15 protein-coding genes are annotated in these 14,739 nt (G+C 64.9%); 13 read left to right on the forward strand and 2 right to left on the reverse strand.

Annotation, left to right across the window (positions count from 1 at the left end):
* The 6 genes from dbpA to B0E41_RS18355 all read left to right on the forward strand — a co-directional run.
* On the forward strand, window positions 1–1,370 hold a 1,370-nt coding region (gene dbpA, locus B0E41_RS18330; protein WP_143433899.1), incomplete at its 5' end, for an ATP-dependent RNA helicase DbpA.
* Between the two features lie 55 nt (window positions 1,371–1,425).
* Window positions 1,426–2,460, forward strand: coding sequence for a hypothetical protein (locus B0E41_RS18335; protein WP_077332997.1), 1,035 nt, complete (start codon window positions 1,426–1,428; stop codon window positions 2,458–2,460).
* A gap of 57 nt (window positions 2,461–2,517) precedes the next feature.
* The gene (locus tag B0E41_RS18340; protein WP_077332999.1) at window positions 2,518–2,766 is read left to right on the forward strand and encodes a DUF3297 family protein; all 249 of its coding nucleotides are present in this window, start codon (window positions 2,518–2,520) and stop codon (window positions 2,764–2,766) included.
* A gap of 13 nt (window positions 2,767–2,779) precedes the next feature.
* Complete coding sequence (locus B0E41_RS18345; protein ID WP_077333001.1) at window positions 2,780–3,373, forward strand: DUF1439 domain-containing protein; 594 nt, start codon at window positions 2,780–2,782, stop codon at window positions 3,371–3,373.
* A 112-nt stretch (window positions 3,374–3,485) separates the two neighbouring features.
* On the forward strand, window positions 3,486–3,737 hold the full coding sequence (locus tag B0E41_RS18350) for a hypothetical protein (RefSeq protein ID WP_077333003.1): 252 nt from the start codon (window positions 3,486–3,488) through the stop codon (window positions 3,735–3,737).
* 28 nt (window positions 3,738–3,765) lie between these two features.
* Window positions 3,766–4,629: a PA4780 family RIO1-like protein kinase gene (locus B0E41_RS18355; protein WP_077333005.1), complete on the forward strand. Its 864-nt coding sequence runs from the start codon at window positions 3,766–3,768 to the stop codon at window positions 4,627–4,629.
* A gap of 115 nt (window positions 4,630–4,744) precedes the next feature.
* Here B0E41_RS18355 and xerD read toward each other — a convergent pair whose 3' ends face one another.
* Complete coding sequence (xerD, locus tag B0E41_RS18360; RefSeq protein ID WP_077333007.1) at window positions 4,745–5,671, reverse strand: site-specific tyrosine recombinase XerD; 927 nt, start codon at window positions 5,669–5,671, stop codon at window positions 4,745–4,747.
* Complete coding sequence (locus tag B0E41_RS18365; protein WP_077333009.1) at window positions 5,671–6,648, reverse strand: tripartite tricarboxylate transporter substrate binding protein BugE; 978 nt, start codon at window positions 6,646–6,648, stop codon at window positions 5,671–5,673. Before B0E41_RS18365 ends, xerD begins: the two co-directional genes overlap by 1 nt.
* A gap of 162 nt (window positions 6,649–6,810) precedes the next feature.
* On the opposite strand from B0E41_RS18365, the gene B0E41_RS18370 reads away from it, so the two are divergent.
* The 7 genes from B0E41_RS18370 (at window position 6,811) to B0E41_RS18400 (ending at window position 14,711) form a co-directional block, all read left to right on the forward strand.
* A complete protein-coding gene (locus B0E41_RS18370) occupies window positions 6,811–7,716 on the forward strand; it encodes an AEC family transporter (RefSeq protein ID WP_077333011.1) in 906 nt (301 codons plus the stop codon).
* Window positions 7,717–7,895: 179 nt separating this feature from the next.
* A complete protein-coding gene (locus tag B0E41_RS18375) occupies window positions 7,896–9,062 on the forward strand; it encodes a nucleotide sugar dehydrogenase (RefSeq protein WP_077333013.1) in 1,167 nt (388 codons plus the stop codon).
* 33 nt (window positions 9,063–9,095) lie between these two features.
* On the forward strand, window positions 9,096–10,898 hold the full coding sequence (locus B0E41_RS18380; protein ID WP_171984814.1) for an SGNH/GDSL hydrolase family protein: 1,803 nt from the start codon (window positions 9,096–9,098) through the stop codon (window positions 10,896–10,898).
* A 12-nt stretch (window positions 10,899–10,910) separates the two neighbouring features.
* Window positions 10,911–11,981 (forward strand): glycosyltransferase, encoded by a 1,071-nt coding sequence (locus tag B0E41_RS18385; RefSeq protein WP_077333017.1) that lies wholly within the window; start codon window positions 10,911–10,913, stop codon window positions 11,979–11,981.
* Window positions 11,978–12,943 (forward strand): glycosyltransferase family 2 protein, encoded by a 966-nt coding sequence (locus B0E41_RS18390; RefSeq protein ID WP_077333019.1) that lies wholly within the window; start codon window positions 11,978–11,980, stop codon window positions 12,941–12,943. Before B0E41_RS18385 ends, B0E41_RS18390 begins: the two co-directional genes overlap by 4 nt.
* 98 nt (window positions 12,944–13,041) lie before the next feature.
* Complete coding sequence (locus B0E41_RS18395; RefSeq protein ID WP_171984815.1) at window positions 13,042–13,950, forward strand: glycosyltransferase family 2 protein; 909 nt, start codon at window positions 13,042–13,044, stop codon at window positions 13,948–13,950.
* Window positions 13,951–13,952: 2 nt separating this feature from the next.
* Complete coding sequence (locus tag B0E41_RS18400; RefSeq protein WP_077333023.1) at window positions 13,953–14,711, forward strand: glycosyltransferase family 2 protein; 759 nt, start codon at window positions 13,953–13,955, stop codon at window positions 14,709–14,711.
* The last annotated feature ends 28 nt before the right edge of the window (window positions 14,712–14,739 follow it).

A 14,739-nucleotide genomic window follows, 5' to 3' on the forward strand; every position in this document is an offset into this window, starting at 1 on the left:
TCAGCCAGTTGCCCCTGACCCACGCCACGCTGGACAACCTGAAACAGCTCGGCTACCTGAGCATGACGCCGATCCAGGCGGCCTGCCTGCCGCAGGCCCTGCTGGGCAAAGACCTGATCGCGCAGGCCAAGACCGGCAGCGGCAAGACCGCCGCCTTCGCGCTCACCCTGCTGGCCAACCTGAACCCGCGCCGCTTTGCCGTGCAGACGCTCGTGCTCTGCCCCACGCGCGAGCTGGCCGACCAGGTGACCACCGAGATCCGGCGCCTGGCGCGCGCCGAAGACAACATCAAGGTCGTCACGCTCTGCGGCGGCGTGCCGCTGCGCGGCCAGCTCGCCACGCTTGAGCACGGCGCCCACATCGTGGTCGGCACGCCCGGCCGCATCATGGACCATCTGGAACGCCAGAGCCTGCAGCTGGATGCACTCAACACACTGGTGCTCGACGAGGCAGACCGCATGCTCGACATGGGCTTCTTCGACGACATCGTGAAGGTGGCCAGGCAATGCCCGAAAGAGCGCCAGACGCTGCTGTTTTCGGCCACCTACCCCGAAGGCATCGCCAAGCTCAGCGCCCAGTTCATGCGCGAGCCGCTCACCATCAAGGTCGAAGCACAACACAGCGGCGGCCAGATCGAGCAGCGCTGGTACGAGGTGAAGGACGCCGAGCGCCTGCATGCGGTGAGCCAGCTGCTGCTGCACTTCCGCCCGGCGAGCACGCTGGCCTTCTGCAACACCAAAGCCCAGTGCCGCGATCTCGTGGCCGTGCTGCAAGCGCAGGGCTTCAGCGCGCTGGCCCTGTTCGGTGAGCTGGAGCAACGCGAACGCGACCAGGTGCTGGTGCGCTTCGCCAACAAGAGCTGTTCGGTGCTGGTCGCGACCGACGTGGCCGCGCGCGGGCTGGACATTGCCAGCCTCGCCGCCGTGATCAACGTGGACGTGACGCCCGACGCCGAGGTGCATGTGCACCGCATCGGCCGCACCGGGCGCGCCGGTGAGAGCGGGCTGGCGCTCAATCTGGCCAGCCTGAACGAGATGGGATACGTCGGCAAGATCGAGCAGATGCAAGGCCGCGAGTCCGACTGGCACGCCTTGAGCGAACTCCAGCCCGCCAGCCAGGCGCCGCTGGTGCCACCCATGGCCACACTGCACATCCAGGGCGGACGCAAAGAAAAGATCCGCCCCGGCGACGTGCTGGGTGCGCTGACCGCCGACCTCGGCTACACGCGCGAGCAGGTGGGCAAGATCAACGTGAACGACTGGTCCACCTACGTGGCGGTGGACCGCGCCATCGCCGAGCAGGTCGCGAGCCGGCTCAACGACGGGCGCATCAAAGGCAAGAGCGTGAAGGTGCGCGTGCTCAACGACTGAACGGCCGCGCCGCCTCGCGCCATCCACCGATTTTTCCGACCGCACGGAGGCCTCCATGAAAACCTTGATCCACATCGCCGCCCTGTTGCTCAGCGCCCTGGCGCTGAGCCCTGCCAGCGCGCAGGACAACGACCCGGCCGACTGGGTGCCCTGCGCGCGCGAGGGCCAGACCTGCTTTGTGCCCGGCCTGGCCCAGGTCCGGTTCGGGGCGCCCGGGCGCTACTCGACGGCGAAGAACGTGGACGGGCGCATCGAGTGCGAGATCAGCGAGTTCGGCGACCCGGCGCGGCGTGTGCCCAAGCTGTGTGAGTACCGCCTGGGCTGGGACAGGGCCTTGCCACGACCCGAGCGCGAGGCGCGGGAACGCGGCTGGGAAGACTGCGCCCAGGAAGGCGAGGTCTGCCGATTTCGCGGTGAGCGTGTGGTGCGTTTTGGTGCCGACGGTGCCTACAACCTGCGCCGCGAGACCGGCCAGATCGAGTGTAGCGTCGAAGAATTCGGCGACCCGGTCTACGGTGCGCGCAAGAAATGCCAGGTCCGCACCGCGGGCCGTGGCGAACCAACCCGCGCCGAACAGGACCATGGTGAGCGAGGTCCACGCGACAACGACCGCTTCGGCAATGTGACCGTGAGCCCCGGCATGGACCGGCGCGATGCCAACCGCTGGGCCTTCTGCGCCGATGAGGGCAACAGCTGCTCACCATCAGCCCCCACCCTGGTGCGCTACGGCATGCCCGGCCAGTACCACTACCGCCAAGTGGTTGGCGCCTTCCGTTGCGATGCGAAAAACTTCGGAGACCCGGCACCCGGCGTGCAGAAAACCTGCGACATCAACACCGTGCCGGTGGACCGCACCGTGGCCCGGCGGCCCGACGCCGACGAAATTCCGCCGCTGGACGACCGCTTCTGGGTCGCCTGTGCCAAAGAGTCCCAGGCCTGCCGTTTTCGCGGCGAAGGCCACGTGCGCTTCGGCGCCAACGGCCTCTACCGGGTCGTGCATGCCCGCGACGGGGTGAGCTGCGATGCGCGCAGCTTCGGCGGCGACCCCACCCCGAAAACACCCAAAGCCTGCGCGGTCTATCGCCCTTGATCGTGGCCCCGGGAGCGATACGGTCGCCCTGGGGTCAAACTGCCCGAAAATAGCCTCATGAACGACACGACCTCCCGACCCGCTCTCCCCGACCGCCTCGCCATCGACACCCGCAGCCCCTACCACGTGGCTGCCGTGTTCCAGCACGACATCGGCATCCGCTTCAACGACAAGGAACGCTTCGACGTCGCCGAGTACTGCATCAGCGAAGGCTGGGTGAAAGTGCCCTCGGCCAAAACACTGGACCGCAAGGGTCAGCCGTTGCTGATCCAGCTCAAGGGCCGGGTCGAGGTGTTCTACAAATAACGGCGCACCCGCCATGCAACGCCGACGCCTCGTCACCACCGGTCTGCTGCTGGGTTCGGGCCTGAGCCTCGCCCAGACCAGCCTGCCACCGCTGACGTCAGGCAGCGACGCCCCCGCCGCCGCCCCGCCCCGTTTCACCGTGCCGTTGGACCTGTTGCAAAGCGAGGTGGCCAAGCGCTACCCCATGCGCTACCCGGTGGCCGGGCTGGTGAACTTGGACCTCAGCGCCCCGCGCCTGAGCCTGCTCCCCGAGCAGAACCGCCTGCGCGCCGTGATGCCGGTGACCGCCGCAGGCGCCGCGCTCCCGCGCACCCAGCAGGGCTCTTTCACCGTCGATTTCGCGCTGCGCTACGAGCACAGCGACCGCAGCCTGCGAGCGCACCAGCTCAAGGTCTACCGCTTCCGGTTTCCCGATCTGGCGCCCGAGGCGGTGGAGATGCTCAACACCTACGCGCCGCCGCTGGCCGAACAGTCGCTGCGTGAAGTGGTGCTCTACCAGCTGCAGCCCAAAGAAGCGGCGATGGCCGACCTGCTGGGCCTGCGGCCTGGCCGCATCACCGTGACCGGGCAAGGCCTGGTCGTCGAGCTGGTCACGCAACCGTTGTAGGCGCCGGCCCGGGCCAGACACGCCGAAGGTCTGTTTTGACCCGGCGGACCATGGCACACACCCAACACATCCTCCTGCCCAGCCAATCTTCACCTGTACCGACCACACCGCCATGAACGCCACTCCAGAATCCACCGCTCCTACCGAGCCCTCGCCACTGTGCGAACCCTGCCAGGGCATCCAGCGCAACTGGCGCGGCGCGCCAGGCCACCCCGAACTGCAGCAGGGCAAACACCGCAAGGAACTTCGCGGCGAGGTTCAGGTGACGATCACCGGCTATTTCTGCGACCGCTGCGGCGCCCACTGGCACTACACCAACGACAAGACGAACCAGCGCGCCGGCTGGTCGCTGGCGCCCAAGTGAGCGATTCTCGCTCCACACGGCGGCCCGCATGAAGGCACCGCCCCGGCTGCAAGCGCTGATCGAAGAAGGCCTGATCGACTCGGTGGTGCGCCAGCTCATGAGCGGCAAGGAGGCCATGGTGTTCGTCGTGCGCTGTGGCGATGAGACCCGCTGCGCCAAGATCTACAAAGAGGCGAACAACCGCAGCTTTCGGCAGGCGGTGGACTACACCGAAAACCGCAAGGTCAAGAACTCGCGCCAGGCCCGCGCCATGGCCAAGGGAACGAAGTTTGGCCGCGAGGCGCAGGAAGCGGCCTGGCAGAGCGCCGAGGTGGACGCGCTCTACCGCCTGGCCGCCGCGGGCGTGCGCGTTCCGCAGCCCTACAACTTCTGCGACGGTGTGCTGCTGATGGAGCTGGTGACCGACGCGCATGGCGATGCCGCCCCGCGCCTGAACGACGTGCGTTTCACGCCCGAGCAGGCGCGCCAGCACCACGCCACCCTGGTGGCCGAGGTGGTGCGCATGTTGTGTGCGGGTGTGGTGCACGGCGATCTGTCCGAGTTCAACATCCTGCTGGCGCATTCGGGCGTGGCGGATGGTGTGGATTTCCCGGTGATCATCGACCTGCCGCAAGCGGTGGACGCCGCCGGCAACAACCACGCGCCGCGCATGCTGCTGCGCGACGTGGCCAACCTGCGCGACTTCTTCGGCCAGTTTGCACCCGAACTGCGCGCCACGCAGTACGGGCCCGAGATCTGGAGCCTGTACCAGAGCGGGCTGCTGAGCAACGACACCCCGCTGACCGGGCGCTACAAGCCGACCCACGCCGATGTAGACCTGGCCAGCGTGATGCGCGAGATCGACGATGCGCGCGATGAAGATGCGGCGCGTCGACTGCGCATGGCTCAGTGAGCTGCGCGGGTTGATTCAGAGACGGCGTCGCCCAGGGCACCGCCGGGCCGGCTTTGCCGGACGGCCAGTGCCGCCCCCTTGGGGGTAGCGCGAAGCGCTGCGGGGGTGTTTCACTTCAGCCGCGCGGGTGGTGTTGCGCCACGATGCTTTTCAGCCGCTCGCGCGCCACGTGGGTGTAGATCGTGGTGGTGGAGATGTCGGCATGGCCCAGCAGCATCTGCACCGCGCGCAGGTCAGCACCGTGGTTGAGCAGGTGGGTCGCGAAGGCGTGGCGCAGCGTGTGCGGCGAGAGCGGTGTGGTGATGCCGGCCTGCAGCGCATAACGCTTCACCAGGTTCCAGAACATCACGCGGCTCATGGCCTCGCCCGCGCGGGTGCCCCGCGAGGTCACAAAGAGGTCTTCGCTTTGCTGACCGGCCAGAATCTCGGGCCGGCCCGTGCCCAGGTAGCGCTGCAGCCACTGGCCGGCAATCTGTCCGAACGGCACCAGCCGCTCCTTGTTGCCCTTGCCGGTGACGCGCAACACATGCTCGTTGTGTCCCACGTGAAAGGTCTTGAGCGTCACCAGCTCGCTCACGCGCAGGCCGCTGGCGTACATCAGCTCCAACATGGCGCGGTCGCGTTGACCCAACGGTGTGTCGGTGTCGGGCGCGTTGAGCAGGGCCTCGACCTGCGCCTCAGACAAGGTCTTGGGCACGCGCATCGGCTGGCGTGCGGCGCTCAGGCGCAGGGTCGGGTCGGCAGAGATGAAGCGCTCGCGCAGCGCCCAGCGGAAGTAGCGCTTGAACACCGTGAGGCGCCGGTTCGCCGTGGTCGCCCGGGTCTGGACATGGCGGGCTGAAAAATAGGTGTTGATCTGCGCCTCGCCCGCCTCGGGCAATGCGCGCTCACCACCGTCGGGGCTGGCCAGCCATTCGGCAAAGAGGCGGAGATCACGCCGATAGGCGTCGAGCGTGTTGCGCGCGAGGCCTTCTTCGAGCCAGAGGCCATCGATGAAGGCGCTGGCGCTGGCTTCGCTGCGCGCCAGCGCGGCAGCATCCATCAGTCGAGCGAGAGCTTCTGCTTGGCGACCACGCCTTTGTAGACCTCGAACTCGGCCTTGATCTGCTCGGTGAACTGGTCGGGTGTGTTGGCCACGATCAGCGAGCCGGTGTCTTCGATGCGTTTCTTCACGGCCGGGTCGGTCAGTGCCGTCTTGGTGGCGTTGTAGATCTTGTCCACCACGTCTTTGGGCATGCCCTTCGGACCAATGAGGCCGTAGTAGGCCATGCGGTTCACCGGCTCCAGACCCACCTCTTTGAAGGTCGGTACGTCCGGCAGCGAGGCCAGGCGCTGCGGCGCAGCCACCACGATGGCGATCAGGCGGCCGGCCTTGATGTGCGGCAGGGCGGACGGCAGGTTGTCAAAAATGATCGGCACCTGGCCACCCACCGTGTCGTTGAGTGCCGGGCCCGCGCCGCGGTAGGGAATGTGGGTGACGAAGGTGCTGGTCAGGTTCTTGAACAGCTCGGTCTGCAGGTGACCGATGCCGCCGGTGCCCGAACTGGCGTAGCTGTATTTGCCCGGGCTTTTCTTGAGTTCGGCGATGAAGGCCTTGTAGTCCTTGGCCGGGAAGCTGGGGTGCACCGCGATCACGTTGGGCGTGGCGGCGATGTTGATGATGGGCGTGAAGTCGGTGAGGGTGTTGTATGGGATCTTGGGGTTGATCGCCGGGTTGGCGGCGGTGGTGGACACCGTGGCCATGCCCAGGATGTAGCCGTCGGCCGGGCTGCGCGCCAGCTCGGTGGCCCCCACCACGCCGCCGCCACCGGCCTTGTTTTCCACGATCACGCTCTGACCCATGGACTTGCCCAGGGGCTCTGACATGACCCGCGCGATGATGTCCGTGGTGCCGCCCGGCGCGAACGGGACCTGCAACCGAATGATTTTGCTGGGGTAGGCCTGCGCCCAGGTCGCGCCCGATGCGGCCAACGATGCGGTGAAACAACCCAGGGCAAACAGCTGACGACGCGAAACCATGGCGAGCACTCCTTGAACAACGACAAACAAAACGATAGCAGCGGGCATATTACCCCTGCCGACTTGCCCGCACTGTAGAGAGCCGTCGCCCGTTTGACCATGGGGAGACTACATAAGTACAAACCCCCGGAAGCGCCTCGTTCGTGGCGCTATGCTCAACCAGTGAACTTCGCGCAACTGCTCTTTCCGGATTTTTCGCTGATCCTTTGTGGCTACCTGGTCTGCCGCTTCACCGCGCTCAACCGCAAGGTCTGGGAGCAGGTGGAGAGCCTGGTGTACTTCTTCCTGTTCCCGGTGCTGCTGTTTCACTCGATCGTGAAAAGCCCACTCGACCTCGACGCCGCATCCAGCCTCATGGGCGCCGGCCTCGCTTTGGGCGCCGCCGGCATCGCACTCGCGTACTCGCTGCCGCACTGGCCCTGGCTCGGCCGCCGGATCGACCCGCGGCTGCACGCCGCCAGTGCGCAGGTGGGATTTCGCTTCAACTCCTTCATTGCGCTGGCCCTGGCCGACAAGGTGGCCGGTCCGGAGGGTCTGCTGATGATCGCGGTGCTGATCGGTGTGTGCGTGCCGCTGTTCAATGTGGGCGCGGTCTGGCCCATGGCCCATCACGCCAACAAGGGTTTCGCCCGCGAGCTGCTGCGCAACCCGCTGATCATCGGCACCGCCAGCGGTCTGGTGGCCAACCTGCTGGGGTTTTCGATGCCGGTGTGGCTGGAGCCCACGGTCAACCGCATCGGGCAGGCCTCGCTCGCGCTGGGGCTCATGGCGGCGGGCGCCGGCATGCAGCTCGGCACCCTGGCGCAGGCCAAGACGCTCGGCTTTCTCGTGCTGGGCGCCAAACACCTGGGCATGCCGCTGATGGCGTTCGGCATGGCCCGCCTGTTCCGTCTCGACCCGACGCAGACCACGGTGTTGCTCATGTTTTCCGCCGTGCCCACCGCCTCCAGCTGCTACGTGCTGGCTGCGCGCATGGGCTACAACGGACCCTATGTGGCCGGCCTGGTCACGTTGTCCACCCTGCTGGGCATGGTCAGCCTGCCCTTCGCACTGGGAGTCCTCAACTGACCGCTGAGCGCAGGCCGGCCGGAAGCCTTGTGGCAAAATTAGTAGGTTTTCGGTAACGCTGTGCCCCTGGCCCTGACCGATCGCTGAGCACCCCGGGGTGTTCGCGCCGAGGCCGGCAGTGAACCCACTCTGAACCCGCCGCGCAGTTGCCCGCGGGCTCCATCCATCGAAGGCTTTTCATGAAAATTGCGGTTGCAGGCACCGGCTACGTCGGTCTGTCCAACGCTGTGCTGTTGTCTCAGCACCACGAAGTGGTGGCCCTGGACATCGTCCCTGAAAAAGTGGCACTCATCAACGCACGCAAGAGCCCCATCGGCGATACCGACATCGAGGACTTCCTGGCGAACCAGCCCTTGAACCTGCGGGCCACGCTGGACAAGAACGATGCCTACGAAGGCGCGAGCTTCGTCATCATTGCCACACCCACCGACTACGACGCCGAGACCAACTACTTCAACACCCGTTCGGTGGAAGCGGTGATCCATGACGTGATGCGCATCAACCCGGACGCTGTGATGGTGATCAAGTCCACCGTGCCGGTGGGCTACACCGCCAAGATCAAGGCGCAGACTGGCTGCCAAAACCTGTTGTTTTCGCCCGAGTTCCTGCGAGAAGGCAAGGCATTGCACGACAACCTGCACCCTTCACGCATCATCGTGGGCGAACGCTCCGAGCGCGCCGAGGTTTTTGCCGGCCTGCTGAAAGAAGGCGCACGCAAGCAGGACATCGAAGTCCTGTTCGTGGACTCCACCGAAGCCGAAGCGGTCAAGCTGTTTTCCAACACCTACCTCGCGATGCGGGTGGCCTACTTCAACGAGCTCGACACCTACGCGGCGGCACACGACCTCGACTCGCGCCAGATCATCCAGGGCGTGGGCCTGGATCCGCGCATCGGGGCGCACTACAACAACCCCTCGTTTGGTTACGGCGGCTATTGCCTGCCCAAAGACACCAAGCAGATGCTGGCCAACTACCGGGAAGTGCCGCAGAACCTGATCCAGGCCATCGTGCAGTCCAACACCACGCGCAAGGACTTCATCGCCGACAGCATCCTGCGCAAGAACCCGAAGACCGTGGGGGTGTACCGCCTGATCATGAAGGCGGGCTCGGACAACTTCCGCTCGTCCAGCATCCAGGGGATCATGAAGCGGATCAAGGCCAAGGGCGTGCGGGTCATCATTTACGAGCCGGCCCTGAATGAGGCGGAGTTTTTCCATTCACCGGTGGTGAACGACCTGGATGCGTTCAAGAAAGAATCCGACGTCATCATCACCAACCGCCTGACGCCCACGCTGGCCGATGTGCAGGACAAGGTCTACACGCGCGACCTGTTCGGCAGCGACTGATCAATGCATCCATCTTCCGAGTCAAGGAACGCCATGAAACCCACCCCGTCACTCTCATTGATCGGTCTCGCCGTCAGCGCGTTGATCGCCGGCTGCGCCAGCTCTGGCGGCTCGACCCCCAGCGTGGCCAACCCCTATAGCAGCAGCGGTGGCAGTGCGCTGGGTGAGGTTCATGTGAACACCATGCGGGTGTTCGGCGACAGCTACTCCGACCCTAATTTCACGAGCTCGGTGGGCACCATCAACTGGGCCACCCAGATGCAAGCGCGCGGCACAGTCACCAAATCCGACATCTATGCCATCGGTGGCGCCCGCGCCAGCTACGGCGAGGCCCGGGCCTTTGATCGACAGATCAGCAACTGGGAAGGCCGGGGCACGGGTATCGCCGACGGTGACCTCACCGTGGTCTACTTGGGTCACAACGACATGGGCCGCAACGGCAGCCCAGACAACAACCTCACCAACGCCAAGAAGGGCTACTCGGACGGTGTCAACCGCCTGATCGCCGCTGGCGCGGCCAGCGACAACCGCCGCCTGTTCGTGACGCAGCTCCATGACTGGGGTCGCGCCCCAGGCGTGGCGCCACTGGCATCCAAGCAGGTGATCGGCTGGAACAACTACATCGCCTCCGTCGCAAACGCCACGCCCAACGTGATCGCCGTGGACATGTACACCGTGTTCCAGCGCATCTTCACCGACCCGGCAAAGTACGGCTTCACCAATGTGTCGACGGCCGATCCATCGCGTTCAGCCATCGATGCATTGTTCAACGACGCCACTCACTTCGGTAACCGGGGTCAGGACATCATCACCCGCGTTTACCAGCACTACCTCACCCGGGGATGGGACTGGGCCAACAGCGTCAGTGCCGGCGCTGACGCCGCAGGACGCATCAACCAGGACATCGACAACAGCACGCTGGTGCTCAGCATGGCCGAGCAGAAAGCACTCAAGCCCGGCTTCCGTCTGGTGCCGCTGGGCATGCAGACGCAGCAACCCCTCAGCTTCTCGCCGCGCAACAGCAAGGTGTTCCAGCCCTTCGCCAACACACAGAAAGGCAACGCTTCAGCACCCAGCGGCCTGGCTCTGGACATGAACCTGGGCTCCGAGAACAACGCCAGCAGCAGCCGGGTCGGTGTGGCCGTATTCCAGCAGGACCAAGCCAAGTACTTGTCCACCAGCGCGCTCCGGAATTCCAAACAATTCACCTCCGACGCGGTCTCGCTGTACTGGAACAAGCCGGTGTCTGGCTGGGTGCTCAGCAGCCAGCTGTCCCATCTGGATCTGAATTTCAGCGGCAACGCCCAGGATGAGATGGTCCAACGCACACTGGACAACAACAGCAAGGGCAATACCTGGTCGTTCGAGAACAAGCTGCGCTACCCGATGCGCAGCGGTATGTTCAGCGTGACCCCGTGGATGTCGCTGACCAGCCAGTCCCACACGCTGGACCCCGCCCTCACTTCCACGCTGTACACCACCGACGTGATGTTCAGCTCCAACCGGGTCAACGAGTGGCTGACCGGCGTGGGCGTGGATGTGCAGGCCGATCCCATCGCGCTGGATGGTCAAAAACAACTGCAGTTCGGCGGCAGCCTGCACCACGTGTCCAGCCTGTCGCGGGACTCGGTGACGGTGTCCATGCAGGAATCCGGCACGCCCGGCGTGGTTCAGCGCGAGATCTTCCCGCTGGCCAAGGTCGAACGCACCCAGCTGGGTCTGCAGGCCGCCTTGAGCGTGGCCAAGAACCTGCAATTCACTGCCACCTACGGCACCCAGCTCCAGGACGTCAAGCACACGTCCAGCCTGATGGTCAAGGCCCATGTCCGTTATTGACCGCAGCGACGCATGAAGATTCTGTATGTCGCTGGACGGGAGGCCGCCTATTCACGCACCCGCATCGTGCTCAATGCCTTGCGCCAGAACGGCTTTGAGGTGGTGGAGTGCCTGCCACCCGACAAAGCCTTCAAGCACTACCCCGGCCTGCTGCTCAAGACCTTGCTGAACGCGCCCCGCTGCGACGCGGTGGTGGTCGGTTTCTACGGCCAGTTGCTGGCCCCGCTGGTGCGCCTGTTGACCTGGAAGCCCATCCTCTTCGACATGTACATCACGACCTACGACACCATGGTGTTCGACCGTGAAAAAGCCGCACCGGGTTCGCTCAAGGCGCGCATCTATGGCCTGAGCGACTGGCTGTCGTACAAGGTGTCTAAGCTGTCCATCCTCGACAGCCACCACGTGATCGCGCACTTCGGCCGCACGATCCACACTGAAACCAGCAAGTTTCGGCGCCTCTTTCTGGCCGTGGACGACAGCGTCATCAAGCCCGGGCCAGCCCGGCCAGCCGACGGCGAGTTCCTCGTGCACTTTCACGGCGAATACATCCCCTTCCACGGTGTGCGCCACATCCTCAAGGCCGCCAAGCTGCTGGAGCCGCACGGGGTGAAGTTCCAGATCGTCGGAAAAGGCATCACCTACGAGGAAGACATGCAATTGGCGCGCGATCTGGTTCTGCCCCATGTCAACTTCCTGGCGCCAGTTCCCTACGCGAAGCTGGCCGAGCTGATGGCGCGCGCTGATGTCTGCCTGGGCATCTTTGGTGACAACGCCCGCGCCCAACTGGTGTTGACCAACAAGGTGGTCGAGGCCATCGGCGTGGGCAAGCCGCTGATCACCAGCCGCAATGCGCCGGTGCAGGAGCTGCTCCAGCACGAAGAGAGCGTGCTCCTCGTGAACCCGGCGGACCCACAGGCGCTGGCCGACGCCATCTTGCGGCTGAAGAACGACGAGCCCTTGCGCCACAAGATCGCCGCCAATGGCCATGCCGTCTTTCAGCAGCAGTGCGCCACAACCACCTTTGGTCAACGTTTCTCGGCCATCCTGAATGAAGTGCTGGGCGTGCGCCGCGCTGCCGAATGACAGAGCGCGCGCCGACATCGGCGGGACCCACGCCCCGAATCCATGTGCTGCTGGCCAGCTACCAGGGCGCGCGATACATCGGTGAGCAACTCACGTCCATCGCGAGCCAGACGCACCCCAACTGGAGCCTGACCGTCAGCGACGACGGGTCCAAAGACAACACCGTGGCCCTTTGTGAGGCCTTTGCGGCGCAACACCCCGACCATTCGATCAGGGTGATCCGCGGGCCCAGACGCCACTCCACCGCCAATTTCTTTCACCTGCTCAACACGGTGCAGCCCGACAGCGAAGGCGATCTGTTCGCCTTCAGCGACCAGGACGACGTGTGGATGGCCGACAAGCTGACCCGCGCCGTGGCCGCCCTGCACGCGCTCCAACCCGCGCCCGGTCAGGCCGCCTTGTACGCAGCGCGAACCCGACTGGTGAATGAGCATCTCCAGCCGACCGGTGTCAGCCGACAACCGACGCGCCGCCTGGGTTTCGGCAACGCCTTGCTGCAGAACGTGGCCAGCGGAAACACCATGGTGTTCAACAGCGCGCTGCTGCATCTGCTGCGTCTGATCAAACCGGAGCACGCGGTCTTGCACGACTGGTGCGCCTATCAGGCGGTGACGGGATGCGGTGGGGTGATGTGCTTCGATCCAGAACCCTGCCTGCTGTACCGGCAACATGCCGACAACCTGATCGGATCGCAAGGGCGCTCGTGGGACAAGGTCCAGCGCATCGGCAAACTGTTCCGGGGCCAGTACCGCACCTGGGGCGACCAGACCGAAGCCGCCATGAACGACCTGGCACCTGCGCTGAAGCCAGAAGCGCTGCACTTGCTGCGCAACTTCCAGGCGATGCGCCGGCAACCGGGCGCGCTCGGCCGCATACAGGCGGGTCGACGCAGCGGGCTCTGGCGCCAGACGCTGTCGGGGCGCGCCTCTTTGTGGCTCGGGCTGGCGATGAACCGCATCTGAGCCGACCGATCAAGCCGGCAAAAAACACAATGAGCACCCCTGTGGAATCACAACCAACCTCCAGCAACCCACTGCATGACGCCAGCGTCGTGCTGGTCTTGCTGCCGGTCTACAACGGAGCCCGGTTTCTCGCGCAACAGATTGAGTCCGTCCTGAATCAGACCGGTGTACAGGTTCTCCTGATGTGTCGAGACGACGGATCGGCCGACACGTCGGTCGATCTGCTGCGGGCACACCAGCAACGTTGGCCGGACCAGGTGAACCTGATCGAGGACGCGCTGGGAAACCTCGGTGCGAGCGGCAATTTTTCGCGGCTGATGCACGCAGCGCTGGCGTTTGAGGTGCCCGCCCCGTGGGCCGATCAGCCCTGTTACGTGGCACTGTCGGATCAGGATGATTTGTGGCACAGCGACAAGCTCGCCACCGCCGTGGCCGAGATCCGGCGCCTTGAACAGGCGCACCCAGGCCAACCGGCGCTGGTCCACAGCGATCTTCGCGTGATCGCCGAAGACGGGCGGGAAATTGCACCGTCCATGGCCCGCTACCAGGGTTTGCAAACCCAGCGCAGCGGGTTCGCCGCGCAGTTGTTGAGCAACACGCTCACGGGGTGCACCAGCCTGATGAACCGCGCCCTGCTTGAAAAGGGCCTTCCAGTACCGTCCGAGGCCATCATGCACGACTGGTGGTTGTCGCTCGTCGCCAGCTCGCTCGGGTGCCGCACCTACCTGGACACACCGCTGATCGACTACCGCCAGCACGCCAGCAACGCCATTGGCGCCAAGGCACAGGACCAACCCGTGGTGTTCAAGAGCATCATTCATCGACTGTTCGACGACCGGCATGGCGATATCTTCCGCCTGAATGCGCGGCAGGCGACAGCGTTTCTTGAACGCTTCCGGCCTGAACTGACGGCCCGCCAAAGATTCACGTTGTGGGTGGCATCACACCTCGACTTACCGGTGCCGCCGTTGCAGCGAACGCTTTACCGCGTGCTGAGAAGGCTGTGAGCATGCGCCTGTCTCTGGTGAGCCATCGTCAGGCGTCTCTCGCCAACCACTTCCTGCGCGATCTGGAACGGATGCACGAGGTCACCGAGCTGGTGGTGACCGAGAACGTTCCCGACATCGGCCTGGCGCTGCCGACCAGCCTGTCGACCCGCCACTTGCTAAACCCGTCGCCCATGGGGTTTGCTGGCAATCACAACCAGGCGTTCGAGGGCTGCGAGCAGTCCTTTTTCTGCGTGGCAAATCCCGACATACGCCTCTTGTCCAACCCCTTCCCAGGGCTGCTGGCGGCCATGCAAGACCCACGCGTGGGCCTGTTGGCGCCTTTGGTGCTCTGCCCTGCGGGTCACCCGGAAGACAATGCCCGGCGTTTCCCGACCCCCTGGAACCTGGGACGCAAGCTGCTCGGCGGAGACGACGGTCGGTACCACCTGCAGCCGAGCCCGACCCTGGAACCGCAGCCGGTGGAGTGGGTCGCGGGCATGTTCCTGCTGTTTCGCGCAGAGGCATTTCGGGATGTGGGAGGCTTTGATGCTAAATTCCATCTCTATTACGAAGATGTTGACATCTGCGCCCGCCTGTGGAAATCAGGCTGGAAAGTGATGTGCGATCCAGGGGTCACCGTGGTGCACGAAGCCCAGCGGGCCAGCCGGCACAACCCGCGCTACATGACCTGGCACGCCGAGAGCATGGCACGCTACTTCTACAAGCACCTGGGCCGTTTGCCACCCGTGCATCCGACAACCATCGGTCAAAAAAACTGACGCATCACGCCTTGGCCTGAAGCGGTGA

Origin of the sequence: Hydrogenophaga sp. A37 (assembly GCF_002001205.1) — a bacterium.
Classification (GTDB): Bacteria; Pseudomonadota; Gammaproteobacteria; order Burkholderiales; family Burkholderiaceae_C; genus Hydrogenophaga.